The 26,045-nt window shown below is 70.3% G+C and carries 24 protein-coding genes; 15 read left to right on the top strand and 9 right to left on the bottom strand.

What is annotated here, in order from left to right; translation table 11 throughout:
• Window positions 1-22: 22 nt before the first annotated feature.
• From RWQ91_RS12375 to RWQ91_RS12360, 4 genes are read right to left on the bottom strand one after another with little or no spacing between them, the layout of a single operon-like run.
• Window positions 23-1,084: a hypothetical protein gene (locus tag RWQ91_RS12375; RefSeq protein ID WP_314506445.1), complete on the bottom strand. Its 1,062-nt coding sequence runs from the start codon at window positions 1,082-1,084 to the stop codon at window positions 23-25.
• The gene (locus RWQ91_RS12370) at window positions 1,081-2,343 is read right to left on the bottom strand and encodes an ATP-binding protein (protein ID WP_314506444.1); all 1,263 of its coding nucleotides are present in this window, start codon (window positions 2,341-2,343) and stop codon (window positions 1,081-1,083) included. Before RWQ91_RS12370 ends, RWQ91_RS12375 begins: the two co-directional genes overlap by 4 nt.
• On the bottom strand, window positions 2,327-3,001 hold the full coding sequence (locus tag RWQ91_RS12365) for a response regulator (RefSeq protein ID WP_314506442.1): 675 nt from the start codon (window positions 2,999-3,001) through the stop codon (window positions 2,327-2,329). Before RWQ91_RS12365 ends, RWQ91_RS12370 begins: the two co-directional genes overlap by 17 nt.
• 53 nt (window positions 3,002-3,054) lie before the next feature.
• Entirely contained in the window at window positions 3,055-4,359 is a 1,305-nt protein-coding gene (locus RWQ91_RS12360) for a TRAM domain-containing protein (protein WP_314506441.1), read from the bottom strand.
• Between the two features lie 47 nt (window positions 4,360-4,406).
• Here RWQ91_RS12360 and RWQ91_RS12355 point away from each other — a divergent pair, with 47 nt between their 5' ends.
• Window positions 4,407-5,045, top strand: a complete 639-nt coding sequence (locus RWQ91_RS12355; protein ID WP_314506439.1) for a Maf family protein — start codon at window positions 4,407-4,409, stop codon at window positions 5,043-5,045.
• A gap of 118 nt (window positions 5,046-5,163) precedes the next feature.
• Window positions 5,164-6,930, top strand: a complete 1,767-nt coding sequence (locus tag RWQ91_RS12350; protein WP_314506436.1) for a biotin carboxylase N-terminal domain-containing protein — start codon at window positions 5,164-5,166, stop codon at window positions 6,928-6,930.
• A 24-nt stretch (window positions 6,931-6,954) separates the two neighbouring features.
• On the opposite strand, the gene RWQ91_RS12345 is transcribed toward RWQ91_RS12350, so the two are convergent.
• Window positions 6,955-8,403, bottom strand: coding sequence for an NAD(P)H-quinone dehydrogenase (locus RWQ91_RS12345; protein WP_314506433.1), 1,449 nt, complete (start codon window positions 8,401-8,403; stop codon window positions 6,955-6,957).
• A gap of 89 nt (window positions 8,404-8,492) precedes the next feature.
• On the opposite strand from RWQ91_RS12345, the gene RWQ91_RS12340 reads away from it, so the two are divergent.
• The 4 genes from RWQ91_RS12340 to RWQ91_RS12325 are packed head-to-tail and all read left to right on the top strand — an operon-like array spanning window position 8,493 to window position 12,996.
• Window positions 8,493-9,326 (top strand): purine-nucleoside phosphorylase, encoded by an 834-nt coding sequence (locus RWQ91_RS12340; protein WP_314506430.1) that lies wholly within the window; start codon window positions 8,493-8,495, stop codon window positions 9,324-9,326.
• Entirely contained in the window at window positions 9,323-11,008 is a 1,686-nt protein-coding gene (locus RWQ91_RS12335) for a phospho-sugar mutase (protein WP_314506428.1), read from the top strand. The genes RWQ91_RS12340 and RWQ91_RS12335 overlap by 4 nt, the downstream gene beginning before the upstream one ends.
• Window positions 11,009-11,013: 5 nt before the next feature.
• Window positions 11,014-12,405 carry an MFS transporter gene (locus RWQ91_RS12330; RefSeq protein ID WP_314506427.1) on the top strand — a complete coding sequence of 464 codons (1,392 nt, stop codon included), beginning with the start codon at window positions 11,014-11,016 and terminating at the stop codon, window positions 12,403-12,405.
• A 9-nt stretch (window positions 12,406-12,414) separates the two neighbouring features.
• Complete coding sequence (locus RWQ91_RS12325) at window positions 12,415-12,996, top strand: GNAT family protein (protein ID WP_314506426.1); 582 nt, start codon at window positions 12,415-12,417, stop codon at window positions 12,994-12,996.
• 20 nt (window positions 12,997-13,016) lie between these two features.
• Here the strand turns inward: RWQ91_RS12325 and RWQ91_RS12320 are convergent, their stop codons facing one another.
• Window positions 13,017-14,942 (bottom strand): PTS sugar transporter subunit IIA, encoded by a 1,926-nt coding sequence (locus RWQ91_RS12320; protein WP_314506423.1) that lies wholly within the window; start codon window positions 14,940-14,942, stop codon window positions 13,017-13,019.
• A 136-nt stretch (window positions 14,943-15,078) separates the two neighbouring features.
• Between RWQ91_RS12320 and RWQ91_RS12315 the strand changes: the two genes are divergently transcribed.
• From RWQ91_RS12315 to RWQ91_RS12275, 9 genes are all read left to right on the top strand, one after another.
• A complete protein-coding gene (locus RWQ91_RS12315) occupies window positions 15,079-15,426 on the top strand; it encodes a hypothetical protein (RefSeq protein ID WP_314506420.1) in 348 nt (115 codons plus the stop codon).
• 133 nt (window positions 15,427-15,559) lie between these two features.
• A complete protein-coding gene (locus RWQ91_RS12310; RefSeq protein WP_314506418.1) occupies window positions 15,560-15,916 on the top strand; it encodes a PTS sugar transporter in 357 nt (118 codons plus the stop codon).
• Between the two features lies 1 nt (window position 15,917).
• Complete coding sequence (locus RWQ91_RS12305) at window positions 15,918-16,196, top strand: HPr family phosphocarrier protein (RefSeq protein WP_314506416.1); 279 nt, start codon at window positions 15,918-15,920, stop codon at window positions 16,194-16,196.
• Complete coding sequence (ptsP, locus tag RWQ91_RS12300; RefSeq protein ID WP_314506415.1) at window positions 16,196-17,881, top strand: phosphoenolpyruvate--protein phosphotransferase; 1,686 nt, start codon at window positions 16,196-16,198, stop codon at window positions 17,879-17,881. Before RWQ91_RS12305 ends, ptsP begins: the two co-directional genes overlap by 1 nt.
• A 39-nt stretch (window positions 17,882-17,920) precedes the next feature.
• On the top strand, window positions 17,921-19,480 hold the full coding sequence (locus RWQ91_RS12295; protein WP_314506412.1) for a PTS mannitol transporter subunit IICB: 1,560 nt from the start codon (window positions 17,921-17,923) through the stop codon (window positions 19,478-19,480).
• Between the two features lie 132 nt (window positions 19,481-19,612).
• Window positions 19,613-20,050: a PTS sugar transporter subunit IIA gene (locus RWQ91_RS12290; RefSeq protein ID WP_314506410.1), complete on the top strand. Its 438-nt coding sequence runs from the start codon at window positions 19,613-19,615 to the stop codon at window positions 20,048-20,050.
• Entirely contained in the window at window positions 20,050-21,201 is a 1,152-nt protein-coding gene (locus RWQ91_RS12285; protein ID WP_314506408.1) for a mannitol-1-phosphate 5-dehydrogenase, read from the top strand. The genes RWQ91_RS12290 and RWQ91_RS12285 overlap by 1 nt, the downstream gene beginning before the upstream one ends.
• A 9-nt stretch (window positions 21,202-21,210) precedes the next feature.
• The gene (locus RWQ91_RS12280) at window positions 21,211-21,990 is read left to right on the top strand and encodes an alpha/beta hydrolase (protein WP_314506407.1); all 780 of its coding nucleotides are present in this window, start codon (window positions 21,211-21,213) and stop codon (window positions 21,988-21,990) included.
• Between the two features lie 343 nt (window positions 21,991-22,333).
• Complete coding sequence (locus RWQ91_RS12275) at window positions 22,334-23,101, top strand: DUF559 domain-containing protein (RefSeq protein ID WP_314506405.1); 768 nt, start codon at window positions 22,334-22,336, stop codon at window positions 23,099-23,101.
• A gap of 20 nt (window positions 23,102-23,121) precedes the next feature.
• On the opposite strand, the gene RWQ91_RS12270 is transcribed toward RWQ91_RS12275, so the two are convergent.
• From RWQ91_RS12270 to RWQ91_RS12260, 3 genes are all read right to left on the bottom strand, one after another.
• The gene (locus RWQ91_RS12270) at window positions 23,122-24,237 is read right to left on the bottom strand and encodes an adenosine deaminase (protein WP_314506401.1); all 1,116 of its coding nucleotides are present in this window, start codon (window positions 24,235-24,237) and stop codon (window positions 23,122-23,124) included.
• 71 nt (window positions 24,238-24,308) lie between these two features.
• Entirely contained in the window at window positions 24,309-25,601 is a 1,293-nt protein-coding gene (locus RWQ91_RS12265) for a thymidine phosphorylase (RefSeq protein WP_314506398.1), read from the bottom strand.
• Window positions 25,598-25,999, bottom strand: a complete 402-nt coding sequence (locus tag RWQ91_RS12260) for a cytidine deaminase (protein WP_314506396.1) — start codon at window positions 25,997-25,999, stop codon at window positions 25,598-25,600. The genes RWQ91_RS12265 and RWQ91_RS12260 overlap by 4 nt, the downstream gene beginning before the upstream one ends.
• Window positions 26,000-26,045: the final 46 nt, after the last annotated feature.

Here is a 26,045-nt window from a genome sequence, read left to right as displayed (position 1 = left end):
CGGGACGGGGAGCGATAACCTCTCAGGCTGCGCCGGGGTGGCCGATCTCGCGCCACAGGTCCACGGCATCCTCGTCGGAGAGCCCCTGACCTGCGGCCGAGCGGCCCACGACGGTCACGGCGACCTTCTCATCCGGCGAGGTGCGGATGTAGAGCCGGTCCGAGCGCGCGGAACGCAGCGTCTCGGCCAGTTCGCCGCGGATGATCGCCAGGGTCGGCTCGTCCAGCCCGTCCAGGCCGCCCTCGTCCAGGACTGTCACGTTCGTGCCGCGCCGACGCGCGCGCTCGAGTTCGGCGTGCACCGCGTCATCGAGAAGCCGCGGCCCGCGCATCTCGTCGCGCAGGCGCCCCTCCGCCAGCCGCGCCTGGGTCCGCTCGTCCTCGCTGAGGGAGCCCCCCGAAGCCACCGCCTGGGTGAGCACGGGGCCTGCGACCGCGAGGGCGCGCTGCACCTGGATGCGCCGCTCCCGCTGCCGCCCGCTCTGGGACGCCTGCCATGCCGAAGCGGCGCGCTGCAGCTGGGCCAGCTGAGCGGTGTCCCGTGCGGCGCGATCGATGGACATCAGCATGAGCTGGGTGGCCGCCACCCACACGATCGATCCGACCAGGCCCAGGCTCAGCGCCGGGAACAAGCCCATCCAGCCGATGGAGGCCACGGCCAGGGCCGCGGTCCCGATCCATGCCACCCAGGGCCGGCGGCGCACCATCACGATGGTCATGAGGGCGCCGATCCCGCCGAGGTACCACGTCGCGAACGGCTCGGTTCGGTTCTCGGGCCCGACGGCCACGGCGATCGCGCTCGGCACGATGAACGCCGAGGCCAGCGCCATCACCCCTGCCCAGCGCGGAAGCGATGTCCGCGACCTTCCGATGAGCGGAGTCGCCGCCGCATCCGGCTGCTTCGGAGCGAGCGCGGTCCGCGGCTCCCAGAAGATGCAGAGCCACGTGGTGGCCAGATACAGACTCAGGGACGCGACGATCACCAGCGGCTGCAGCACCGGAGCCGTCCACCAGAGGCCCCGCAGCGCGAGGTATGCCGTGAAGGCCAGGCCGATGCCGACGATGATGCGGCGGACGCTGATCACGCGGGCACCTCCCCCCACTCCAGGCGGACTGTCGTTCCGCGTCGGTCGGAATGGATCTCGCTCGTACCTCCGACGGCGGCGACGCGGGCGAAGATCGAGGCGCGGATGCCGAGCCGGTCGTGCGGCACGCGGTCCAGGTCGAAGCCCTCACCGGTGTCGCGCACCGCGATGCAGGTTCGTGCAGGGTCCACGCTGCCCTCGACGGTGACGGCGAGACCAGATCCACCTGCATGCTGGGCGGCGTTCGCGATGGCCTGGGCCGTCGCGAGCACGAGCGCCCGGGCGACGCGTCCGGGCATCGGCGGGGTCGCGGCGTCGATGTCGCGTGCGACGCTCAGCCGCACACCCAGCTCGAGCGCGGCTCGTTCGATGTCGTCGGCGATGCTGGAGGCATCGCGCGGCTCGTCGCTGCCTTCTTCCGCGCCCTGCTCGGTGTTGGCCAGTCGTGTGAGCGCTTCGCGCGCCATCGCGACGGCGAGCGTCCGCTCACGGGGAGTGTGCGCGCGCTCCGCGGCGATGAGAGCCGCCAGGACGCTGTCGTGCATGAGCGCGGCGACCGCCACCCGCTCCTGCTCGGCGGCATCGGCCGACGCTGCAGCGGCGTAGGACTCGACGGCGCGCGCTCGGGTCTCATCGACATTGGCCGCGACCGAGCGGAACACCCAGCCCAGGGTGGTCAGCATCCCTCCGAGGATGAGGGCGAAGGAGACGTCGAGAGTGACCGAGTACCAGTACTCGCGCGCGAAGTCGGCCTGCATCAGGCGCACCACGCCGAACAGGAGGGGGATGAGCGCCGTCCAGACGACCTGCAGCACCAGCGGAAACGCCAGCACGCTGGCGACCGTGGCGACGTTGACGAGGAACCAGATCCACGGTTCCCTCGCCGGGTCCGCCTCGCCGCCGACGCTCGCTGCGGGCCACAGCAGCAGCGCCACCGGATAGATCACCGCGAAGATTCCGGCGAACAGGCGGACTCCGCGACCCAGGGCGCAGGCGATGACCATCGCACCGAGGGGCACGAAGGTCATCACCATGAGCGGCACGTGCCACGCCGGGTTCTCCTGTACGGGCTCGGTCACCGCGGCCAGGAGCGCCTGGGCGCCCAGCGCGAGGCTGCCGAGCCCCACGACGACGGCGATGATCCGCTCGATGCGCAGCCGAGTGAACGAGCCGAGACCTGCGGTGGTCTCGCGCGTCTGGGGGATGTGTCCCCAGGCGTCGTCGAGGATGGCGCGGGTGCTCTCAGACTCCGAGTCCACCGGCACCCTCACGGTCGCTGGGCTCGGCGAGGATGCCGTCCTCCATCGCGCGTCGCAGCAGGTCGACCTTCGTCGGGGCCGGGCGTCCGACTTCGACGTACTTGACCCGAACGCGGGTGATGTTCTCCTTGGCCGTGGAGTAGGCGACGCCCAGCCGGTCGGCCACCACTTTGAGGGGAAGCCCCGCGGCGTAGAGGCGGAGCACGTCTCGCTCCCGCGCCGACAGCTGCGCGTCGGCGAATGCGCGGTCCCCCTCCACGGCGCTGGCCCACTCGACGTTGTTCAGGGGCTCGCCGCTGGCCACGGTGGTGATCGCCGCGATGACATCGCCGATGGGCGAGGCTTTGCTCACCACGCCCGCAGCGCCGGCGGCCAGCGCTTCGCGCACCGCCGCCGGGCGGTCGGCGACGCTGTGGATGATGATGCTCGAGCCGTCCACGACCAGTCGGCGGACGTTCTCGGTGACAGTCGTGCCATCGCCCAGAGTGAGATCGAGCACCACGACATCGGCCGGCGCCGCTGCGCTGAAGGCCCGCCAGTCGAGGTAGCCCGTGACGCTGCTGCCGGAGAACACCACGACGTTCTGCGCCCGGGCACACGCGGCTTCGAGCCCGAGCCGCACGGACTCGTGATCATCGATCAGCGCGACACGGGTCATGAGTTCAGCCTACCGACGCCGGGCGGGCCGACGCGGGAGTGTCCGCGCGCGCCTCAGCGGACGAACGTGGCGATCGCCTCGATGTGGTGCGAGTGCGGGAACAGGTCGTATGCCGACACGGCGGACAGTTCGTAGCCGGCGGCACGGAAGGTCGCGACGTCGCGCGCCAGGGCGACGGGGTCGCACGCGACGTAGACGACGGCCGCCGGCCCGAGTGCGGCGACGCCCTCGACGACCTGCCGACCGGCGCCGGAGCGGGGCGGGTCGAGGACGATCACACCCCGGGACAGACGCGCCCGTTCCCGCTCGGTGGCGTCGGCCACGAGCCGGTTGAGGTAGCGGTCGACACGGGCGGTCTCGGCACGGGCGCCCACCCACTGCGCCAGGTTCTCCCCGGCATGCTCGGTGGCCCTCGGGTCCGACTCGACCGAGGTGACGCGCGCGCCGCCCAGGTCGGCGACGGCCACGGCGAAGAGCCCGACGCCGCCGTAGAGGTCCAGGTGCCATGCATCGGGGTCCAAGGGCGCTGCGCCGGGCGAGAGGTCCGTGATCGCCCGGCGGACCGCATCGTCGAGCGTGGCGGCCGCGAGCCGGTGCACCTGCCAGAACCCGCCGGCATCCACGCGGAACTCGCGCTGCCCGACGCGCTCGATGACGACCTCGCGCGCCTCGCGCGGACCGGACTTCGCCGCATCCGGTCGCGGGATGACCCGCACGCGCCCGTCCGCGGGCTGCACGAGATCGATCCGGCCCGGACGGCCCTGCGCGATCCCGAGCGCCGCCTCAGCCACCTCGGCGGTCGCGAGCGGGTACTCCTCCACCGCGATCACGGAGTGACTGCGGGCGGCGAAGGGGCCGACATAGCCGTCGGCATCCACGTGCAGGCTGACCCGGGTGCGCCATCCCCCGCCGTCCGCGCTCTCCCCGCCTTCGCCGTGAGCCTGTCTCGGACCGGCGGGACGGATGTCGAGGCCCGGTATCTCCACGCCTCCGAAGCGCCGCAGCGCATCGGTCAGCACCTCGAGCTTGAGAGCACGCTGATGCGACAGCTCGATGTGCCCGAAGTCCGCCCCGCCCGGGCGCAGGTGGGGCGGGACCGACACGTCAGCCTGGCGCCAGATGTGCGGTCGGCGATGACCCGACGGCTCGAGCACCTCCAGCACGTCGCCGCGCCAGAAGGACTGCTTGCCGACATCGGTGAGGCGGATGCGCACCCGCTCACCGGGGATCGCGTCCGGCACGAACACGACGCGCCCTCCGCGGCCGGATTCGGCTCGGGGGTCGGGGATGCGCCCGACGAACACGCCGCCGTGCGCGACGCTGGTCACATCGAGGTCGAGTTCGTCTCCGGCATCCACCCGACGAGCATTCCACAGGCCGGACACCGCACGGCTACCGTGAACGCATGCAGGTCTGCCTCGCTTCGACATCGCCCGCCCGGCTCATGCTGCTGCGGCAGGCGGGCATCGAGCCGGTCACCATGGCTCCCGACGTCGACGAGGAGGCGGTGATCGCGCGCACGCAGGCAGCGCAGGGCCGTCGCCTCGACGCGGACGAGCACGTGCTGCTGCTGGCGCGCCTCAAGGCCGCCGATGTCGCTGCGCGCGTCACTGGGGACGGCTTCGAGGGGATCGTGATCGGCGGAGACTCGATGTTCGAGATCGACGGCGAGATCCTCGGCAAGCCCTACACGGCCCAGGCTGCCACGCAGCGCTGGCGGCGGATGCGGGGACGAACGGGGATGCTGCACTCCGGGCACAGCGTGATCAGGGTGAGCGGCGGTTCGTCGGCCGAAGCGCACGCCGTCGCCGCGGCATCCGTCGGCTTCGCCGCGGACGTGACGGACGCCGAGATCGATGCGTATGTCGCCTCCGGCGAGCCGCTGCACGTCGCGGGCGCGTTCACGATCGACAGCCTGGGTGGAGCGTTCATCGACAGGGTCGAGGGCGACCCGTCCACGGTGGTGGGGATGTCGCTGTCGACCGTGCGCCGCCTGACCGCCGAGCTCGGTGTCACGTGGACCGATCTGTGGAATCGCTTCTGACCGCTCGGAACCGCCGGCAATCGTTCGGTACCCCTCGTAGACTCCCCCACACGTTCCCGCGTCTTTCTTGTACAGGGGACTCAAAAGGGCGCCCCGGCGCGTGGGTAGGCTGGCATCCATGCCTCAGATCGCCAAGGTTCTCGTCGCCAACCGCGGCGAGATCGCCGTCCGCGTCATCCGCGCCGCACGGGACGCCGGAAAATCATCGGTCGCGGTCTACGCCGATCAGGATCGCGATGCGCTGCACGCGCGACTCGCCGACGAGTCGTACGCCCTCGACGGGGCGACGAGCGCCGACACCTACCTCTCGATCGAGAAGATCCTCTCGGTCGCGCGCCGCTCCGGCGCGGACGCCGTGCACCCGGGCTACGGGTTCCTCGCCGAGAACGCCGGCTTCGCCCGGGCGGTGATGGATGTCGGGCTGATCTGGATCGGCCCGTCGCCCGAGGCGATCGAGGCCCTCGGTGACAAGGTCACGGCTCGCCACGTCGCCGAGAAGGTGGGAGCACCGCTCGCACCGGGCACGCCGGGGCCCGTCGCAGGCGCCGAGGAGGTCATCGCCTTCGCCGAGGAGTTCGGTCTGCCGATCGCGATCAAGGCGGCGTACGGCGGCGGCGGCCGGGGTCTCAAGGTCGCCCGCGAGTACGACGAGATCGCCGAGATGTTCGAGTCGGCCACGCGCGAGGCGATCACGGCGTTCGGACGCGGCGAGTGCTTCGTGGAGAAGTACCTCGACAAGCCCAGGCACGTCGAGACGCAGTGCCTGGCGGATGCCGCCGGCAACGTCGTGGTGATCTCCACGCGCGACTGCTCGCTGCAGCGCCGGCACCAGAAGCTCGTGGAGGAGGCGCCCGCGCCGTTCCTCAGCGACGAGCAGAACCGCACGCTCTACGAGTCCTCCAAGGCGATCCTGCGCGAAGTGGGCTACGTCGGCGCCGGCACGTGCGAGTTCCTGATCGGCGCGGACGGCACGATCTCGTTCCTCGAGGTGAACACGCGCCTGCAGGTCGAGCACCCCGTTTCGGAAGAGGTCACCGGCATCGACCTGGTGCGCGAGCAGTTCCGCATCGCCGAGGGCGGCACGATCGACTACGTCGACCCCGTGCCGGTCGGGCACTCGATCGAATTCCGGGTCAACGGCGAGGACCCCGGCCGCGGGTTCCTCCCCCAGCCGGGTCCGATCCACGTGTTCAAGACGTTCGGAGGTCCCGGCATCCGTCTGGATTCCGGAGTGACTGCGGGCGACTCGGTCAGCGGGGCGTTCGACTCGCTGCTGGGCAAGATCGTCGTCACCGGTCGCGATCGCGCGGAAGCCCTCGAGCGCGCCCGCCGCGCGCTGGACGAGTTCGAGGTCGCCGGACTGCCGACCGTGCTCCCCTTCCACCGCAAGGTCGTCCGCGATCCCGCCTTCACCGCGGAGGACGGCGTGTTCGGCGTGTTCACGCGCTGGATCGAGACCGAGTTCGTGAACGACATCCCGCCGTGGGACGGCGAGCTCGAGGCGCCCAAGCCGGCCGAGGCCCGGCACACCGTCGTGGTGGAGGTCGCCGGAAAGCGGCTCGAAGTGAGCCTGCCGGACCGCATCGTCGCCGCTCCGGGAGCGTCAGCCCGGCCGGCGGCCGTGCCGCCCTCCCGGCGTTCCCACGCGCCGAGCGTCGTCGCCGGCGCTTCCGGGGACGCGGTCAAGTCCCCGATGCAGGCGACGATCGTCAAGGTCGCGGTCGAAGACGGACAGCAGGTCGTCAAGGGCGACCTCGTGGTCGTGCTCGAGGCGATGAAGATGGAGCAGCCGATCCAGGCGCATAAGGACGGCGTCATCGGCGGGATCAACGCGACCGCCGGCACGACGGTGTCGGCCGGTCACCAGCTGCTGACGATCTCCTAGCCCTCCCCCGTCCAGGGGGTGCGTTCAGCCGTCTTCGTTCGCCAGATCCACGATGTGCATGGCGCGCGCCGCGTCCGTGATGCTCGTGGTCAGCGAGGGGTACACCGCGAAGACCCGCGAGAGCTGGTCGACCGTGAGCCGGCGTTCGAACGCGATCGCGATCGGGTAGATCAGCTCCGACGCTCGCGGTGCGACGATGACTCCGCCGATCACGGTGCCGCTCCCCTGCCGGGCCAGGATCTTCACGAATCCGTCCTTGATGCCCATCATCTTCGCGCGCGGGTTGGCCGAGAGCGGCAGCTTGTGCACGACCCCGTCGACCAGTCCGTCGGCGATGTCCTGCTCGGACCAGCCGACCGTGGCGATCTCGGGAGCGGTGAAGATGTTCGATGTGATGCGCCGGTGCTCCAGGGGGATGACGACGTCGCCGAGGGCGTGGAAGACGGCCATGCGCCCCTGCATGGACGCGACCGAGGCCAGCGGGACGAACGTCGTGCAGTCGCCCGCCGCGTAGATGTTCGGCACCGACGTGCGCGCAACGCGATTGACCTGGATGTGCCCGGAGTCGGTCATCTGCACGCCTGCTTCCTCCAGGCCCAGGCCCGCGGTGTTCGGCGTCGACCCGACGGCCATCAGGCAGTGGCTCCCCTCGACGGTCCGCCCGTCGGCCAGCGCCACCACGACGCCGTCGCCCTCGCGCGTGACCGACTGCGCACGGGACTTGGACAGGACGGTCATCCCGCCCCGCTTGAACACCTTCTCGAGAACGGATGCCGCGTCCCTGTCCTCCCCGGGAAGCACCTGGTCGCGGCTGGAGATCAGCGTCACCTTCGCCCCGAGGTTCATGTAGGCGGAGGCGAACTCGGCCCCCGTCACGCCCGAGCCGACGACGATCAGGTGCTCGGGCAGGGCGGGCATGTCGTAGAGCTGGGTCCAGGTGAGGATGCGCTCCCCGTCGGGGACGGCGGAGGGCAGGATGCGGGGCGACGAGCCCGTCGAGACGACGAGCGTGTCGGCCTCGATGCGGTCGAAGTCGGTGCCCTTCGGACCCGTCGAGACCACCACGGCGTTGTCGCTGTCGAGGCGCCCGAACCCGGAGATGATCCGCACGCCCGCTTCGACGAGGGAGGCGCGCATGTCGTCGGACTGCTGGCGCGCGAGCGAGAGCAGGCGCTTGTTGACCGCACCGAGGTTGATGGCGATCTCGGGCTTGAGCGGCTTGCCTTCCTTGCCCCGCGCGAACAGCTGCACGCCGAGGTCGCCCGCCTGCTCGATCGCGACGGCGGCATCCGCCGTGGCGATGAGCGTCTTGGAGGGCACCACGTCGGTGATGACCGCCGAACCGCCGATGCCGGCGCGCTCGACCACGGTGACCTCCGCACCCAGCTGCGCCGCGGCGATCGCCGCCTCGTAGCCGCCGGGTCCGCCACCGATGATCGCGACACTCTGCGTGCGCTCGAAGCTCAAAGACATGCCTCCATCCTCCCAGGAAGGGACACGGCGACGACACCGGTCGCAGGCCGATGTGGCTCACCGGCTCCCGCGTTCCTAGAGTGGAGGGCATGTCACACACTCTCGCCAACCCGCTCGACGACCTCGCGGCCGATCCGTTCGAGATCGCGGCCGAGGCCGCGGACGACATCGCGCGACTGACCGGCGTCCCGCGGCACGACATCGCGCTCACTCTCGGCAGCGGCTGGGGCGGCGCGGCGGAGCTCATCGGCGAGACCGTCGCGACGATTCCGGCCACCGAGGTCACCGGCTTCAGCAGACCCGCCCTCGAGGGCCACGTCGGAACGCTGCGCAGCGTGGTCACCCCGCGCGGGAGGCACGTGCTGATCATCGGCGCCCGCACCCACTACTACGAGTCCCGCAGCCCGCGGCGCGTCGTGCACAGCGTCCGTGCGGCCGCCGCCGCGGGGGCGCGCACCATGGTGCTCACCAACGGCGCCGGCGGGATCAGGCACACGTGGAAGCCCGGTACGCCCGTGCTGATCAGCGATCACATCAACCTCACCGCCGCCACTCCGCTCGAGGGCGCGACCTTCATCGACCTGACCGACTTGTACTCGATGCGGCTGCGCGACCTCGCGCGCTCGATCGACCCGTCCCTCGACGAGGGCGTGTACTGCCAGTTCACCGGGCCGCAGTACGAGACTCCCGCAGAAGTGCAGTGGGCCAAGGCGATCGGCGGCCACATCGTGGGCATGTCGACCGCCCTCGAGGCGATCGCCGCCCGCCAGGCGGGCATGGAGATCCTGGGCTTCTCGCTCATCACGAACATGGCCGCCGGCATCCAGACGACGCCGCTCAGCCACCAGGAGGTGATGGAGGCCGGGCACGCGGCGGGGCCGGTCATCTCGTCGCTGCTGGCTCGCGTGATCGGCGCGATGTGAGTGCCGGCGCCCTCGAGGCCACCGCCCGCGCGTGGCTCGCACAGGACCCCGACCCCGAGACGCGTGCTCAGCTGAGCGACCTTCTCGACCGCTCGGACGAGGGGGATGCCGCCGCCGTCGCCGAGCTCGGCGACCGGTTCGCGGGCCGGCTCGCTTTCGGCACCGCGGGCCTGCGCGGTGAGCTCGGTGCGGGAAGCAACCGCATGAACCGGGTGCTGGTGGCCCAGGCCGCCGCCGGACTGGCCTCGTTCCTGCGCGAGAGGGCGGGCGCAGACGCCACGCCGACTGTCGTGGTGGGCTACGACGGGCGGCGCAACTCTGAGGTGTTCGCGCGCGATTCCGCCGAGCTGTTCGCGGGTGCGGGCGTGCGGGCCATCCTGCTGCCGCGCCTCCTTCCGACACCGGTCCTCGCCTTCGCCGTGCGTCACCTGGGGGCGGATGCCGGTGTCATGGTGACCGCGAGCCACAACCCGCCGAACGACAACGGGTACAAGGTGTACTTGGGCGGCGCCGACGAGGGCGCCCAGATCGTCTCGCCCTCCGACGCCGAGATCGCGACGCACATCGAGCGCATCGCAGCCGCCGGCGACGTGGCGGCGCTGCCGCGATCGGTCGGATACGAGCGCGCCCCCGAATCGGTCGTCGAGGCCTACGTGGCCGCCACGGCGGCTGTGGCCCCCGCACCGGAGGGCGCTGCGGGACTGAACTGGGTGTACACCGCGATGCACGGCGTCGGATGGGAGACGCTCTCGCGCATCCTCGAGGTCGCCGGCTACCCCGCACCCGTGCCGGTGGATGCGCAGCTGCACCCGGACGGGGCTTTCCCGACCGTCTCCTTCCCCAACCCGGAGGAGCCGGGCGCGATGGATCTGGCGTTCGAAACGGCGCGGAGCGTGAATGCCGACCTCATCATCGCGAACGACCCGGACGCCGACCGGCTCGCCGTCGCCGTGCCCGATCCGCACGCCGTGGGCGGGTGGCGTCGCCTGACCGGCAATCAGATCGGCCTGCTCCTGGGCTGGCGCGCCGCGCGGCTCGCCCGCGAGAACGGCGCCGCACCGGGTGCTTCTCTGGCCTGCTCGCTCGTGTCCTCCCCCGGGCTGGAGGCGGTCGCCGATCATTACGGACTCGAGTTCCACACCACCTTGACCGGCTTCAAGTGGATCTCGCGGGCCCCCGGCCTGGTGTTCGGGTTCGAAGAGGCGCTCGGCTACCTGGTCAACCCGGGCACGGTTCGCGACAAGGACGGCATCTCGGCGGCGATCGCCATGCTCGGCTTGGTGACCGAGGCGCGCGAGCGGGGTGAGAGCCTCGCGCGGGTGCTCGCCGAGTTCGATGCGACCTTCGGCTTCTTCGCGAGCGACCAGGTGTCGGTCCGGGTGGAGGACCTCTCGCGGATCGAGCGGATCATGTCGCAGCTGCGCGCGCAGCATCCCTCGGCCATCGGCGGTGTCGAGGTGGACCGGGTCGAGGATCTGCTCGACGGCGTCGACGACCTGCCGCCCGGCGATGTCCTGCGGCTGTGGATGGCGGACGGCTCGCGCCTGATCGTGCGGCCGAGCGGCACCGAGCCGAAGCTCAAGGCGTACCTCGACGTGCGCGGCAATTCGGCCGACGACGCCCGGGCGCGCCTGGGCGCGCTCACCGACGGAGTGCGCGCGCTGCTGCACGAAGCGCAGTGACGGGCATGAGCGAAGACGGGGATGCGACGGTGGATGCCGCGAGCCCGGCACCCGACGCAGTCGACGCCACGCCCGATCCGCCGCACTGGCTGCGGAAGGTCATCCTCTTCCTGAGCGGGCAGACGATCAGCCTGCTCGGCTCGATGCTCGTGCAGTACGCCGTCTTCTGGTACCTGACGATCGAATACCGCTCGGGCGTCATCATGATGCTGGCGGCGGTCTTCGGATTCCTTCCGCAGGCGGTCATCTCGATCTTCGGCGGCGTGTGGGCCGATCGTCACAACCGCAAGTACCTGATCATGGCCGCCGACGCGGGGATCGCGGCATCCACTCTCGTTCTCGCTCTGGTGATGCTGAGCGGTTACGACGCGGTGTGGCTGATCTTCCTCACGATGGCGGTGCGCTCGGCCGGAGCCGGTATCCAGATGCCGGCCGTCTCCGCGCTCATCCCGCAGATCACGCCGGCCCGCAACCTCATGCGGGTCAACGGCATCAACGGCTCGATCCAGTCCGCGATGGCGCTGCTCGCCCCCGCGGCGGCCGGGGCGATCTACGCGTGGTCCTCGTCCCGCAACGACGGGTCGGCGGCATCCCTCGTGCCGATCTTCTTCATCGACGTGGTCACGGCGGCCATCGGAATCGGCCTGCTCGCTCTGATCCCGGTCGGCGCCGTCCGGCGCGCGAGCGACGTGCCGAGCGGGTACTTCGCCGATCTGGTCGACGGGGTGCGCTACGTCGCCCATCACGCCTTCGTGCGCTGGCTCCTCGTGCTGTTCGCGATCATCTTCGTGCTGATCGTGGCTCCGTCCAACCTCACGCCGCTCATGCTCGTGCGCACGTTCGACGCCGGCGAGCAGCAGAACGTCATCAACCTCGCGGTGCTCGAGGTCTCGTTCAGCATCGGGATGGTGCTGGGCGGCATCGTCGTCGCGTCGTTCTTCGCCAAGCGGAGCCGCATCGGCATGATCATCGTCTCGTCGCTCGTGTTCGGCATCCTCTCGATCGGACTCGGGTTGTCGCCGAGCATCTGGCTGTTCTTCGGCTTCATGTTCCTCGTGGGCCTGGGAGTGCCGTTCTTCTCCACCCCGTCGATGACGCTGCTGCAGGAGACGGTGGAACCCGAGCGCCAGGGACGGGTGTTCGGGTTCGTCGGGATCGTCATGGCGCTGGCCATGCCGATCGGCATGGTGATCTTCGGGCCGCTGGCCGACCTCGTTCCGATCGAATGGCTGCTCGTCGGGGCCGGCGTGCTGACCTTCCTCGTCGTGGGCGGCGCGGTGTGGCTGCCGGCCGGCCGCCGGGCGGTGACGGCGGCGCGCGAAGCGTCGCACGGCGGCGATCCGGCGAGCGCAGGTCCGACCGCCGACGCGGCGATGCGCGCGGACTCCAGCTCATAGGCTCGACCCATGCTGCTGCGCGATGCGATCACCCTCGAGAACGCCTTCGTGCGGCTCGAACCGCTCACGACCGATCATGCGGACGAACTGACCGCGGCGACGGTCGGGCTCGGGCACGCCTGGTACACGTCGGTCCCGACGCCCGACGCGGTCGGCGGCGACATCGCGCAGCGCCTCGCATGGCACGAGCAGGGCTCGATGAACCCGTGGGCGATCCGCCGGCTCGATTCCGGCGTCGCGGTCGGCATGACGACCTTCTGCAACATCGACCAGGCCAACCGGCACGTCGAGATCGGCCACACCTGGCTCGGCGTCGACGCACAGCGCACGGCGGTCAACACCGCTGCGAAGCTTCTTCTGCTCGGGCACGCGTTCGAGCGGTGCGATGCGATCGCGGTCGAATTCCGCACGCACTGGCACAATCTGCAGTCGCGCGCGGCGATCGCCCGTCTCGGGGCCAAGCAGGACGGCGTGCTGCGCAACCACCGGGTCGGCCCCGAGGGCACGCTGCGCGACACCGTGGTCTTCTCGATCCTTCCGCACGAGTGGCCGGCCGTGCGGCTCGGACTGGAGTCCCGGCTCGCGCGCTGAGCGGTTCGGGATGCTGCGGCTCAGCCGTCGATGACGGCGACGAGTTCGTCGAGGAAGCCGGTGAAGTCCGTCGCCCGCCGCACGATCCGATGCACGCTGTCGCGCTCGGAGAAGACTTCGACGAACTGCTCGAACACCGTCTGGAACGCCTCGCGGTCCGTCTCGGAGAACGCGACGACCGCGACGACCTGCACCCGCCCCTCGCCCCACGAGATCGACGGCTCGGCGATGCCGACGGCGATCGCCGTGCGGGTTGCGGTCATCCCCAGCGCGTGCGGAACGGCGAGCGCGTCGGTGAACGCCGTGGACGAGAGCCGCTCGCGCTGGATCGTGCGTTCCACGTAGTCCTGGTCGATCACGCCCTCGGCCACCAGCAGCGAGCCGAGGTGACGGATGACGCCCTCCTCGCCGCCGTCGGCCTCCAGGCCGCGCACGAAGGCCGAGCGCACGAAGTAGCGCTCCAGCTCCTTGCGCAGCCGGGCGAGGCGCCTGCTGCGGCGGATGCGCGCGGCCGCGGCCTGCACGCGTTCGACGTCGGCATCGGTGAGGAAAGGCTGAATCCGCACGAAACGGTCGCCGGGCACGGAAGGCTCGATCGTCGTGAGCACCAGATCGGTGTCGATCGAGGCCCAATCCGGGTCGACCCGCGTCTCGACCCCCACGACCTCGATCGCCTGGCCGAGCGAGCGGTCGACCGACGAGCGCAGCAGCTCGTGCAGCTCGTAGTAGCCGGGGCAGACGATCGTCGCGGTCAGCAGCTGGTCGGCGCGCCGGCTGCGCTCGAGCCGCCCTCCCACGTGCATCGCGATGTAGGCGATCTCGTCGTCCAGGAGCGGGATGCCGAGCCGCTGCTGCAGGCCGCTGGCGATGAAGACGGCGACCTCGAAGATCATCGGGTACGTGGATTTGAGCGACCGGGTGAGCGGATTGCGCGACCACGCCTGCTCGCGGGCGCGGTGCTGCAGGTTCTGCACATGCAGAGCCAGGCGCAGGATGAAGTCCTCGTGGGCGATGTCGACGAGGAACTCCGCGGCGGCGGTCTGCACGACCTGCCGCACGGCCGCCTCCACGTCGGGGTCCAGGCGCGAACGCGCGTGCTCCGACGGCGCGGAAGCGCCGGGTGCGACCACGCGGGTGAGGACGAGCGTGGACAGGTGCTGCAGGTCGCCCGTGCCGAGCGTGACGCCGAGGTGCCGCTCGACCAGGCGCTCCAGGATCGCGGCGACCTCCTGCTGGGCGGGGCGCACCTCGCCCGCGCCGCCGAGGCCGCGGTGGCTCGCCACGCGGTCTGCGGCGATCGCGATGTGCATCACGACATCCGAGATGCCGAATTCGTTCACGAAGTACCCCAGGGCGCCGAGCTCCGCGACCAGCTCGGTCTTGAAGGGGCCGAAGGCGTGAGCCCCGACCGAACCTTCGCCGAGCGTGCGCCGCAGCGCCTCCAGATCGAACGATCCGGCATCCATCTCGTCGTGGGCGAGCCTGCTCAGCAGCCGCCGCTGCGCCATCTCGGTGCCGCGCAGACGCGCACGCGAGGCGGAGCGCTCAAGAGTCAGCTCGGTGCCGCCCAGCAGCCCGCGCACCCGGGCGAGGTCGGCGTCCAGAGTGGCGGTGCTCACGTGCAGCTGCTCGGCCGTCTCGAAGACGTCGATGCCCTCGTCGGAGTCCAGCAGGGCGCGCACGAGCGTGTGCAGGCGGTCGCGGGGGGTTCCGGCATCCGCCCCCGCCGTCATCCGCAGGGCGACGGGAGCATCGGCGCCGGCACGATAGCCCTGCGGTCCGGACTCGACCGCCGCACCCGCCGGCACGCGGGCGTTGATCGCGGTGACGTAGGACCGGATGCTGCGCGGAGTCACCCCGAGACCGTCGGCGAGTGTGGCCGCGGTCATCCATTCGCCGTCGCGCACGAGCAGACCCAGGAGGCGGTCCTGCCTGACTCTGGTCACGGTGTCCTCTGCGCGTCGGTGCGGGGTGCTCTTGCCAGTCAATCACGCGCCGGAGAGCCGCGGCGGGCCGGCGCCGGTGCCGCGGTACCGTGAGCACGCCACAGAGCTGTGGCATACCTCGCATAAGGAGAAGGACATGGCCGGAGAACGCCCCGTAGGGGTCACCATCGTCGCGGTGATCGCATGGATCATCGGCGCCATTCAGATCGTCGGAGGGATCCTCGCGATCATCGCCGGCGGCGGATTCCCCGCCTGGATCGTGCTGATCGTCGGCATCATCACGATCGCCGTCAGCCTCGGACTGTTCCGCGGCAACAACACCGCGCGCATCATCATGGCCGTCGTGTTCGTCATCAACCTGCTGCTGGCGATCTGGGCCATCATCATGGGAGTCGACTTCTGGGACCAGGTCGTGGCGGGTCTGCTCGCCGTCGTGGGCCTCGTGTTCCTCTACTCGCGCAAGGCGAGCGCGTTCTTCTCCTAGACCGCCCGCACTTCCGCGCAGACCCCCGGCTCCCTGCGGAGCGGGGGTCTGCGTGCTTTCCGCCCCTCCGGAAACAGGACTGGTTGTTCACTCTCAGGGTTTTCACAAGAATGGGCGGAGGAAGGGCGGGTCGATGAGGATCCTGGTTGTCTGCGGTGCAGGTGCGTCGAGCACGTTCGTTGCTCAGCGCGTGCGCCATGCGGCCAACGACCGGGGCCTGGCCTACGCCGCCTTCGCCGGCACGGAGCTGTCGTTGCCGATCGATCTCGACAGCGCCGACGTCGTGCTCGTCGGTCCCCACCTCGCACATGCCGTGGAGCGGATCCAACGGGATGCCGCGCTCCGCGGCACCGCGGTGGTGCTGCTGCCGCCGGACATCTTCTCCGACCTGGACGGCACGCGGACGCTCGCCCTGGTGCAGGAAGCGGTCGCTCCCGTCTCAGATCGCGCCCTGCAAGCCGCCCCCGACGTTCGACAGGAACAGGACTGACATGCCCCCCACCACCCGGACCGTCCGCATCGGATCCGCGCACGGCCTGCACGCGCGGCCGGCGAAGCTGTTCGCGCAGGCGGCGAAGGACTCCGGCATCCCGGTCACGATCTCGAAGGACGCCGGTGCACCCGTGAACGCGGCCAGCATCCTCGGCGTCATCGCCCTGGGCATCGAGCAGGGCGACTACGTCACCCTCACCACCGAGGGCGAGGGCGCGGAGAACACCCTCGACCTGTTGAGCGATCTGCTCTCGACCGACCACGATGCGGAGGCATGATGACTGAACTTCGAGGTGTGGGGATCGGGCTCGGCGTGGCCCAGGGCCCGGTGGCACGCATGGCGGAGCCGCTGCCGGCACCGACCGACAGCCCGAGCGAGCGCAGCGCGGCCGACGAGACCGCTCGCGTCCGCGAGGCGGTCGCCGCCGTCGCACGCGAGCTCGAGCAGCGCGGTGCACAGGCCGGCGGCGCCGCGAGGGATGTGCTGGAGGCCCAGGCGATGATGGCCGAGGACCCCAGCCTGGAATCCGAGATCGATGCCCGCATCGGCGCGGGAAAGACCGCCGAGTTCGCCGTCCACGACGCGTTCGCGTCGTTCCGCGACATGCTCACCGCCATGGGGGGCTACCTCGGGGAGCGCGCCGCGGACCTCGACGACGTCGCGCAGCGCGTGATCGCCCGCCTGCGGGGAGTTCCGGCTCCGGGTGTGCCCGACCCCGGTCACCCGTTCGTGCTCGTGGCCAAAGACCTCGCACCCGCGGACACCGCGCTCCTCGACCTCGACAAGGTGCTCGCCCTGATCACGACCGAGGGCGGACCGACCTCGCACACCGCGATCCTGGCCCGCGAGAAGTCGATCGTCGCGGTCGTCGGCGCCGTCGCGGCGAAGGACCTGGTCGAGGGCGAGATGGTCATCGTGGATGCCGCCGCCGGCGTGGTGACCACCCAGCCCAGCCCGGAGGAGCTCGAGCGGGCCGGCAACCGCGCCGCGGACCGCGCGTCCGCCGCGAGCGCGCCGATCACCCCCGGCGCGCTGGCCGACGGCACCCCGGTGCCGCTGCTGGCCAACCTCGGCAAGCCGGAGGGCGCCGTGGAAGCCGTCGCCCTGGGCGCGGAGGGCGTGGGTCTGTTCCGCACCGAGTTCCTGTTCCTGAGCGCCAACCAGGCGCCCACCGTCGCCCAGCAGCGGGAGTCGTATACCGCGCTGCTCGCGGCGTTCCCGGGCAAGAAGGTCGTCGTCCGGGTGCTGGATGCCGGTGCCGACAAGCCGCTGGCGTTCCTCAACGACGCGCACGAGGAGAACCCCGCGCTGGGGCTGCGAGGCATTCGCGCGCTCCGGGCGAGCGAGGACATCCTTCGAGAGCAGCTGACCGCGCTGGCCGAGGCGGATGCCGCGACCGACGCGGATCTGTGGGTCATGGCCCCCATGGTGGCCACCGTCGAGGAGACGGAATACTTCGTCGCCGTCGCTCGCGACTACGGCATCAGGACCGCCGGTGTGATGGTCGAGGTGCCCTCCTCGGCGCTGCTGGCCGACCGGATCCTCGTGGACGCGGACTTCGCCTCGATCGGCACGAACGACCTGACGCAGTACACGCTGGCCGCCGACCGGCTGCTGGGCTCGGTCGCGGCCTTCCAGGACCCGTGGCACCCGGCGGTGCTGCGCCTGATCCGTGAAGTCGGCGATGCCGGCCGCATCCACGGCAAGCCGGTCGGCATCTGCGGCGAGGCGGCGGCCGACCCGCTGCTGGCCGTCGTGCTCGTCGGGCTCGGGGCGACCAGCCTGTCGATGGCCCCCACGGCGCTCGCCGATGTGCGCGCGTCGCTGCTCCAGTACTCCCTCGATGATGCCCGGGTCATCGCCGAGGCAGCCCTGGCCGCGAACGGCGCGGCCAGCGCGAGAGAGGCCGCGCGTGCGGCCGCCAGCACCAGAGAGGCCGCTTCCGCGGCCGCACAATCCTGAAACACCAGCAGTCCCGAGAACAGAAGGAGACAACCAGTCATGACAACGGTGTCTACACCCACCTCCGGTGGGAGCAAGGTACGGGTCGGAGTCCAGCGCTTCGGCACGTTCCTGTCCGGCATGATCATGCCGAACATCCCCGCGCTCATCGCGTGGGGCATCTTCACGGCGTTCTTCATCGAGGTCGGGTGGACCCCCAACGCCGATCTGGCGACGATCGTGGGACCGTTCATCCACTACCTGCTGCCGATCATCATCGCCTACACGGGCGGCAACATCATCTACGGCATCCGCGGCGGCGTGGTCGCCTCGATCGCCGTGATGGGTGCGATCGCCGGATCCGACTTCCTGGTGGCGCAGTTCAACGCCACCCTCGCCGAGGGTGAGTCGCAGCTCGGACAGGTGCACATGTTCATCGGCGCGATGATCATGGCGCCGATCGCGGCCTACTCGATGCGGTGGCTCGACAGCCTCTGGGAGGGCAAGATCAAGGCGGGCTTCGAGATGCTCGTCAACATGTTCTCCGCCGGCATCTGGGGCTTCGTCATGGCCGTGGTGGGCTTCTACCCCATCGCATTCCTGGTCAACGGCCTGATGCAGATCCTCAGCAACGCGGTCAACTGGCTCGTGGAGATGAACCTCCTGCCCCTCACGAGCATCATCATCGAGCCGGCGAAGGTGCTGTTCCTGAACAACGCCATCAACCACGGCGTGCTCACGCCGCTCGGCATCCAGCAGGCCTCCGAGGACGGATCCTCGATCCTGTTCCTCCTCGAGGCCAACCCCGGCCCCGGTGTCGGACTGCTGCTCGCGTTCACGTTCTTCGGCATCGGCGCGGCTCGCGCGTCGGCTCCGGGTGCGGCGATCATCCAGTTCTTCGGCGGCATCCACGAGGTGTACTTCCCGTACGCGCTCATGAAGCCGGTCGTGATCCTCGCCCTGATCGCCGGTGGCGCCACGGGTGTCACCACGAACATGCTCCTCGGCGGCGCTCTGCGCGCCCCTGCGGCTCCCGGCAGCATCATCGCCGTGCTCGCGCAGACGGCGAGCGGGGCGTACTTCGCGGTCATCCTGTCGGTGATCCTCTCGGCCGCCGTCACCTTCGTCCTCACGGCGATCATGCTCCGGGCCTCGCGCAAGCGGGACCTCGAGGCGATGGCCGCCACCGACGACGCGTTCGGTGCGGCGATCACCCAGACCGAGGCGGCCAAGGGCAAGTCCTCCGACGCACTGGGAGGCCTGCGCGGCGGCGCGGCGACCGCGGCGGGCGGCGGCATCGAGCCGGCCGTCATGACCGAGCGCCAGGTGAAGAACATCGTGTTCGCGTGCGACGCCGGCATGGGCTCCTCGGCGATGGGCGCGAGCGTCCTGCGCAACAAGATCAAGAAGGCGGGCATCGAGGACGTCACGGTCGTCAACAAGGCGATCGCGGCCCTGGACGGCTCGGCCGACCTGGTCATCACGCAGAACCAGCTCACCGACCGGGCGCGAGCCCAGTCCCCGGGCTCGGTGCACGTGTCAGTGGACAACTTCATGAACTCGCCGCGGTACGACGAGGTTGTGGAACTGGTCCGCGACCAGCACCAGAATGGGGCCTAGGGACTGAGACCGCTGTGGAGTCGGGCGGCGCGATGCCCCCGGCTCCACAGCCTTTTCCGGCGACGGGATCCGCACACCACGGTCATCCAGCGCCGCAGCAGCAGCATCCGATCGACAACGAAAGGCAAAATCATGGCACGTGAGGTCCTCAGCCTCGGACAGGTCCGGATCCACTCCGGGAGCGCGACGCGAGAAGAGGCGATGAAGGAGGCCGCCGACATCCTCGAGGCAGCCGGCGCCGTGACCAGCGCCTACTTCGACGCGATGCAGCAACGGGAGGAGACCGTCTCGACCTACATGGGCAACGAGCTGGCGATCCCCCACGGCACGAACGAGACGAAGGCTGCGATCCTGGATTCCGCGCTGTCGGTCGTCCGATACGACGGGGGCGTGGACTGGGGCGGCGAGCCCGTCACGTTCGTCGTCGGCATCGCCGGCAAGGGCGATGAGCACCTCGAGATCCTCTCCCAGATCGCGATCCTGTTCTCCGACGAGGACGAGGTGGAGAACCTCAAGCGCGCGCAGTCGTCGGAGGAGCTGTACACCCTGGTGTCCGCGGCAGGCGTCTGATGAAGGCCGTCCACTTCGGCGCCGGCAACATCGGCCGGGGCTTCGTCGGACTGCTGCTGCACGAGGGGGGCTACGAGCTCGTCTTCTCCGACGTCGCCGCTCCGCTGGTCGACGCGATCAACGCCGTGCAGGAGTACACGGTGCACGAGGTCGGCGAGGGCGGGCATGACGTCGTCGTCACCGGCTTCCGCGCGATCAACAGCGCCACGCATCCCGACGAGGTGATCGAGCAGATCGCCGGCGCCAACGTCGTGACGACCGCCGTCGGGCCGACGATCCTGCGGTTCGTCGCTCCGCACATCGTCGCGGGCCTCGCACTGCGCGACCCCTCCTCCCCCCCGCTGCAGATCATGGCGTGCGAGAACGCGATCAATGCGACCGATCTGCTCCGCGACGAGGTGATGACGCTGGCCGGCGACTCGTGGGATGCCCTGGCGGGCCGCGCTGTCTTCGCGAACACCGCCGTCGACCGGATCGTGCCCGGACAGCCCGAGGGCGGGGGCGTCGATGTCACCGTCGAGCCCTTCTACGAGTGGGCGATCGAACGGCCGCCGTTCGGCGATGACCCGCCGAACATCCCCGGCGCCCACTTCGTCGACGACCTCGAGCCGTACATCGAGCGCAAGCTCTTCACCGTGAACACCGGTCACGCGGCCACCGCCTACTTCGGCGCGGCCGCCGGCGTCGAGACGATCTCCGGCGCCCTGTCGGATGAGGTCATCTCCGGTCGCGTGGCGGCCGCGCTCGAGGAGACCTCGGCGCTGCTGGTGGCCAAGCACGGACTGGATGCCGCCGATATGGCGGACTATCGCGCGACGATCCTGCGCCGCTTCCGCAACCCGGCGCTGCCCGATACCGTCTGGCGGGTGGGCCGTCAGCCCCTGCGCAAGCTCTCGCGCAACGAGCGCTTCGTCGGCCCGGCCGCCGAAGCCGCGGACCGCGGGCTGTCGGTGGACGCACTCGTGGCTGCGATGGGGGCGGCGCTCGCCTTCGACGACCCCGAGGACGCTCAATCGGTCGACCTGCAGAGGATGCTGCGCGAACAGGATGCGGCATCCCTGACCGCGTCGGTGACCGGCCTCGAACCCGGCCATCCGCTGTTCTCCCGGGTCGAGGCGATCGTGGCAGCCCGTCAGTCCGAGCTCGCGTAGCCTGGCGGGGTGACGGACCCGACGACCGACCGACCGCCCCTCCCCGATCCGAGGAAACGGCGTGGCCGCCGGATCCTCGCGTGGGTGCTGGGGTCGATCGGCGCTCTTGTGCTGCTCGCCGTCGCGGCGTTCCTGATCTGGGCCAACGTCGGCGTGATGCCGGCCGAGCCGGCGGCGCTCGCGGCGGTCCGGGACGATCCCGCGGTGACGCTCACCGACGAGGGCGGCGCGTGGGTGCTCGCGCCGGCAGCGGGCGAGTCCGACACCGGGCTCGTGTTCATCCCAGGAGCCAAGGTCGAACCGGTCGCCTACGCGGCGACCCTCGTCGGCGTCGTGGAGGAAGGCGTGACGGTCGTGATCACCAAGCCGACTCTGAACCTGGCGTTCTTCGACTTCCGCCCGCTGTCGGACTTCACCGCCCTCGCCCCGGATGTCCACGACTGGTTCGTCGGCGGTCACTCCCTGGGCGGCGTGCGCGCGTGCCAGCTGGCCGAGGGCACCGAGGGTCTCGTGCTGTTCGGCAGCTATTGCGCGAACGATCTGTCCGACACCGATCTGGCGGCACTGAGCATCTCGGGCAGCGAAGACGGCCTCTCCACGCCCGAGAAGATCGATGAGAACGCCCATCTGCTGCCGCCCGACACGGTCTTCGTCGTGATAGAAGGGGGCAACCACGCGGGTTTCGGCGCGTACGGCGCTCAGCCGGGCGACGGCGAGGCGACGATCCCGGACGCCGACATCCGCGCACAGATCACCGACGCGCTCGGTCCGTTCCTGCTCGCCGAGTAGCCGCGCGGTCGGAATGGCCGCAACTCCTCAATGTGGGGATGTTTGCGCGCCCCGACGATCCTCACCGGAGCCGAGTGGTCGTTTTCTGCGGAGTTGCGCACAAGTCGTCGGCTCCTCCCCTGAGGATCTTGCAGGGTGCTTCTCCCCCGCACGCCGTCGTCCCCTCCGCGCATGTTCGGAACTGCTTCACGATAGGCCGATGCTGGCCGCCGGGGAACACCTCAGGGACGTACCGCGAACGTTCCTGAGTGCTCGCACATTGACCGCGCGCGGGCTGAGTCGACGACAGATCGCGCAGTGCATCCGTGACGGACGACTGTTGCGTGTGCGGCGAGGCCGCTACGTGCCTGCAAGCACCCCCCGAGAGGTCATCCGCGCGGCCGGCTTGGGAGGTCGCCTGGACTGCGTCTCCCTGCTCGCACTGCTCGGCGTCTTCGTCCTGGACAATCGCGACCTTCACATTCAAGTCACCGTCGGCGCCAGCCGGCTTCCACCGCGGCCACCCGGGGTGGTGTCCCATTGGCGTGAGACCAGCGCAGGCAGTGATGACCTGCACGCGAACTTGATCGAAGCCCTGGCGCAATCCTGCCGGTGCCAGAACCCACGTGCGGCCGTCGCGACACTCGACAGCGCGTGGCATCTCGGGTTGGTCACCGAGGAGGACATCGCGGCGATCTTCGCGCGGCTCCCGGCACGATTCCGCAGCATTCGGGCGCTGTTGGACCCGCGGAGCGAGTCCGGTCCGGAAAGCATCATGAGACTGATGCTGCGAATGCTGGGGTGCGCGATCGAGATCCAGCCGCGGATACCCGGAGTCGGACGGGTCGACTTCATCGTCGACGGGTGGCTCATCATCGAGTGCGACAGCGAAGCCCATCACTCCGGCTGGGACGCGCAGAAGCGCGACCGACGCCGTGATCTCGCCGCCGCTGAGCTCGGCTACACCACCATCCGCCCGATCGCGGAGGACATCCTCTATCGTGGCGACAGCGTCTTCGCGTCGATCAAGGCCGTCATCGCTGCTCGCCCAGAAAGACCGAGCGAGCACAACTCCTCAGGTCTGCGGCCGCGGCGGCCGAATCACTCGGTGGGATCGTTCGCACACCCGTAGCTGAGGAGTTGCGCACGAGCCTACCGCTCGAAGCCCTCCGCGATCAGCTCGATGAGCTCTTCACGCTCCTCGATGGGCAGGAAAGCGCCGGCGGCCGCGTTCAGCTGGAAGGTCTCGAGGTCATCGAGGTCGTACTCGAAGGTCTCCACGAGCCGGGACAGCTCGCGCGTGAGCGACGTGCGGCTCATCGTGCGGTTGTCCACGTTCACCGTGACCGAGAACCCGAGCTGGTAGAGCAGATCGAACGGGTGATCGGCGAGCTCTTCGCCCCAGGCCGCGATCGCGCCCGTCTGCAGGTTCGACGAGGGCGACAGCTCCAGGGTGATCTCGCGGTCGCGCACCCAGCGCGCAAGGTCGCCGAACTGCACCAGCACCTCTTCGCCGGCGCGCGAGACGATCTCGAGGTCCTCGGCGATGCGCACGCCGTGCCCGAGCCGGATCGCACGGCCGTCGATGATCGCCGAGCGGATCGAGTCCAGGCCCGCCGCTTCCCCGGCATGCACCGTCGCGGGGAAGAACTCCGAGGCGAGGTAGTCGAAGGCGGCCCGGTGACGCGACGGCAGGAAGCCGTCCTCGGGGCCGGCGATGTCGAAGCCGACGGCGCCGCGACCGCGCCACGCCACCGCGAGCTCCGCGATCTCGAGGGAGCGGTCGGTGTGCCGCATCGCCGTGATCAGCTGACCGACCCGGATGTCCCGGCCGGACTGCTCGACCGCCTCCTCACCCTCCTCGATGCCGTTCTGCACGGCCTCGACGACCTCATCGAGCGAGAGCCCGCGGCCGAGGTGCTGCTCAGGCGCCCAGCGCAGCTCCCCGTAGATCACCCCGTCCGCCGCGAGGTCTTCGACGAACTCTCGCGCGACGCGCGTGAGTCCCTCCGCGGTCTGCATGACCGCGGTCGTCAGGTCGAAGGTCTTCAGGTACTCCACGAGCGAGCCCGAGTCGCTCTTCTCGGCGAACCATTCACCCAGTGCGTCACCGTCGCTCTCGGGCAGGTCGAGACCGATCTGCTCGCCCAGCTCGATGATCGTCTGCGGACGCACGCCGCCGTCGAGATGGTCGTGGAGCGAGACCTTGGGCAGGCTCCGGATCGAGAGGCCCTGCAGGATGGTGTCGCCGTGCTGTTCGATCGGCATGTCGTTCTCCTCGGCGGGGACGAGCCCACGCGGTTCGGTCTTCAGTTCGGTCGGCGGGTGGATGCCGCGGCCTACGCGGTGATCCGTTCGAGTACGAGCGGGCGGGCGGAGGGGGCTTCCGCCCCGATCTCCCAGGAGCCCTCGAGCGCGTCGAGCGCACGCGCGAAGCGCGACCCGTCATCGGCGAGGAGGGTGAACAGCGGCTGACCGGCGGAGATCGCATCGCCGGTCTTGACGTGCAGGTCGATGCCGGCGGCGTGGATCACCGGGTCCTGCGCGCGGGCGCGCCCGGCGCCCAGGCGCCAGGCCGCGACGCCGAAAGGCAGCGCATCCATGCGGGTCACGACGCCCGACTCCGACGCGGTGACGGTGTGGGTCTCGCGGGCCACCGGAAGGGCGGCATCCGGATCCCCGTCCTGCGCGCGGATCATCGCACGCCACGAGTCCATCGCCCGGCCGTCGGCCAGCGCCGCCTCGACGTCCGCGTCGGGCTGTCCCGCGAGGCTCAGCATCTCCCGCGCGAGGGCGACGGTGAGCTCGACGATGTCGGCGGGCCCCCCTCCGGCCAGCACTTCGACGGACTCTCGCACCTCGTTCGCGTTGCCGATGGCCAGCCCCAAGGGGGTGTTCATGTCGGTCAGCAGCGCCGTGGTGGAAACGCCCGAGTCCGTGCCGAGCGCCACCATCGTGCGCGCGAGCTCGCGCGCCCGGTCGACGTCGCGCATGAAGGCGCCGGAGCCGAACTTCACGTCGAGCACGAGCGAGTCGGTGCCTTCGGCGATCTTCTTGGACATGATGCTCGAGGCGATCAGGGGGATCGCCTCGACGGTTCCGGTGACATCGCGCAGGGCGTAGAGCTTCTTGTCGGCGGGAGCGAGCCCCGAGCCGGCCGCGCAGATCACTGCTCCGACCTCGCGCAGCTGCGCGAACATCTCGTCGTTCGAGAGCGCAGCCCGCCAGCCGGGAATCGCTTCGAGCTTGTCGAGCGTTCCGCCGGTGTGCCCGAGACCGCGGCCGGAGAGCTGCGGCACGGCCACGCCGAACGCGGCGACGAGCGGTGCGAGCGGCAGCGTGATCTTGTCTCCCACCCCGCCCGTGGAGTGCTTGTCGACCGTCGGCTTGCCGAGGCCGGCGAAGCTCATCCGCTCGCCCGAGGCGATCATCGCGTCGGTCATGACCCGGATCTCGGAGCGCTCCATGCCGTTCAGCAGCACCGCCATCGCGAAGGCCGCCATCTGCGAATCGGCGACGTAGCCGCGCGTGTACGCGTCGATCATCCAGCGCAGGGCGTCTTCGGGCACCGTGCCGTGGTCACGCTTGGCGCGGATGACATCGACCGCGTCGAACGGCTCAGGAGGGGTCACCGCGACGCCTCTTCGAGCTCCCTCGGTCCGAACGCGTCGGGCAGCACCTCGTCGATCGTGCGGATCCCCGAGATCGTCTCGAGCAGCATCCCCGGGATCGCGTGTTCGTACAGAAGCTGACGGCAGCGGCCGCACGGCATCAGCGTGCGGCCCTGGCCGTCCACGCACACGAACGCGACGAGCTTGCCGCCGCCGGACATGAACAGGTCGCTGACCAGCGAGCACTCCGCGCACAGCGTCACGCCGTACGAGGCGTTCTCGATGTTGCACCCCGAGACGATCCGTCCGTCCGAGACCAGTGCCGCCGCCCCGACCTTGAACCGCGAGTAGGGCACGTAGGCGAGCTCCTTGGCCGCGGTCGCCGCGGCGCGGAGTTCATCCCAGTCGATGTCGGTCACAGCGCGTCCTCCAGTGGGTTCGGGGCAGTTCGGGAATGGATGCCGC

It is taken from the genome of uncultured Microbacterium sp. (assembly GCF_963524805.1).
Taxonomy (GTDB): domain Bacteria; phylum Actinomycetota; class Actinomycetes; order Actinomycetales; family Microbacteriaceae; genus Microbacterium.
Note: the sequence above shows the minus strand (reverse complement) of the source record. Positions and strands in the feature narration are given on the sequence as shown.

Bases quoted from the DNA above. Each gene is read 5' to 3' on its own strand.
- RWQ91_RS12290 (WP_314506410.1), top strand. From the start codon at position 19,613: ATGGCACGTGAGGTCCTCAGCCTCGGACAGGTCCGGATCCACTCCGGG.
- RWQ91_RS12325 (WP_314506426.1), top strand. From the start codon at position 12,415: ATGCTGCTGCGCGATGCGATCACCCTCGAGAACGCCTTCGTGCGGCTC.
- RWQ91_RS12315 (WP_314506420.1), top strand. From the start codon at position 15,079: ATGGCCGGAGAACGCCCCGTAGGGGTCACCATCGTCGCGGTGATCGCA.
- RWQ91_RS12340 (WP_314506430.1), top strand. From the start codon at position 8,493: ATGTCACACACTCTCGCCAACCCGCTCGACGACCTCGCGGCCGATCCG.
- RWQ91_RS12310 (WP_314506418.1), top strand. From the start codon at position 15,560: ATGAGGATCCTGGTTGTCTGCGGTGCAGGTGCGTCGAGCACGTTCGTT.
- RWQ91_RS12345 (WP_314506433.1), bottom strand. From the start codon at position 8,403: ATGTCTTTGAGCTTCGAGCGCACGCAGAGTGTCGCGATCATCGGTGGC.
- RWQ91_RS12285 (WP_314506408.1), top strand. From the start codon at position 20,050: ATGAAGGCCGTCCACTTCGGCGCCGGCAACATCGGCCGGGGCTTCGTC.
- RWQ91_RS12295 (WP_314506412.1), top strand. From the start codon at position 17,921: ATGACAACGGTGTCTACACCCACCTCCGGTGGGAGCAAGGTACGGGTC.
- RWQ91_RS12330 (WP_314506427.1), top strand. From the start codon at position 11,014: ATGAGCGAAGACGGGGATGCGACGGTGGATGCCGCGAGCCCGGCACCC.
- ptsP (WP_314506415.1), top strand. From the start codon at position 16,196: ATGACTGAACTTCGAGGTGTGGGGATCGGGCTCGGCGTGGCCCAGGGC.
- RWQ91_RS12305 (WP_314506416.1), top strand. From the start codon at position 15,918: ATGCCCCCCACCACCCGGACCGTCCGCATCGGATCCGCGCACGGCCTG.
- RWQ91_RS12355 (WP_314506439.1), top strand. From the start codon at position 4,407: ATGCAGGTCTGCCTCGCTTCGACATCGCCCGCCCGGCTCATGCTGCTG.
- RWQ91_RS12270 (WP_314506401.1), bottom strand. From the start codon at position 24,237: ATGCCGATCGAACAGCACGGCGACACCATCCTGCAGGGCCTCTCGATC.
- RWQ91_RS12350 (WP_314506436.1), top strand. From the start codon at position 5,164: ATGCCTCAGATCGCCAAGGTTCTCGTCGCCAACCGCGGCGAGATCGCC.
- RWQ91_RS12365 (WP_314506442.1), bottom strand. From the start codon at position 3,001: ATGACCCGTGTCGCGCTGATCGATGATCACGAGTCCGTGCGGCTCGGG.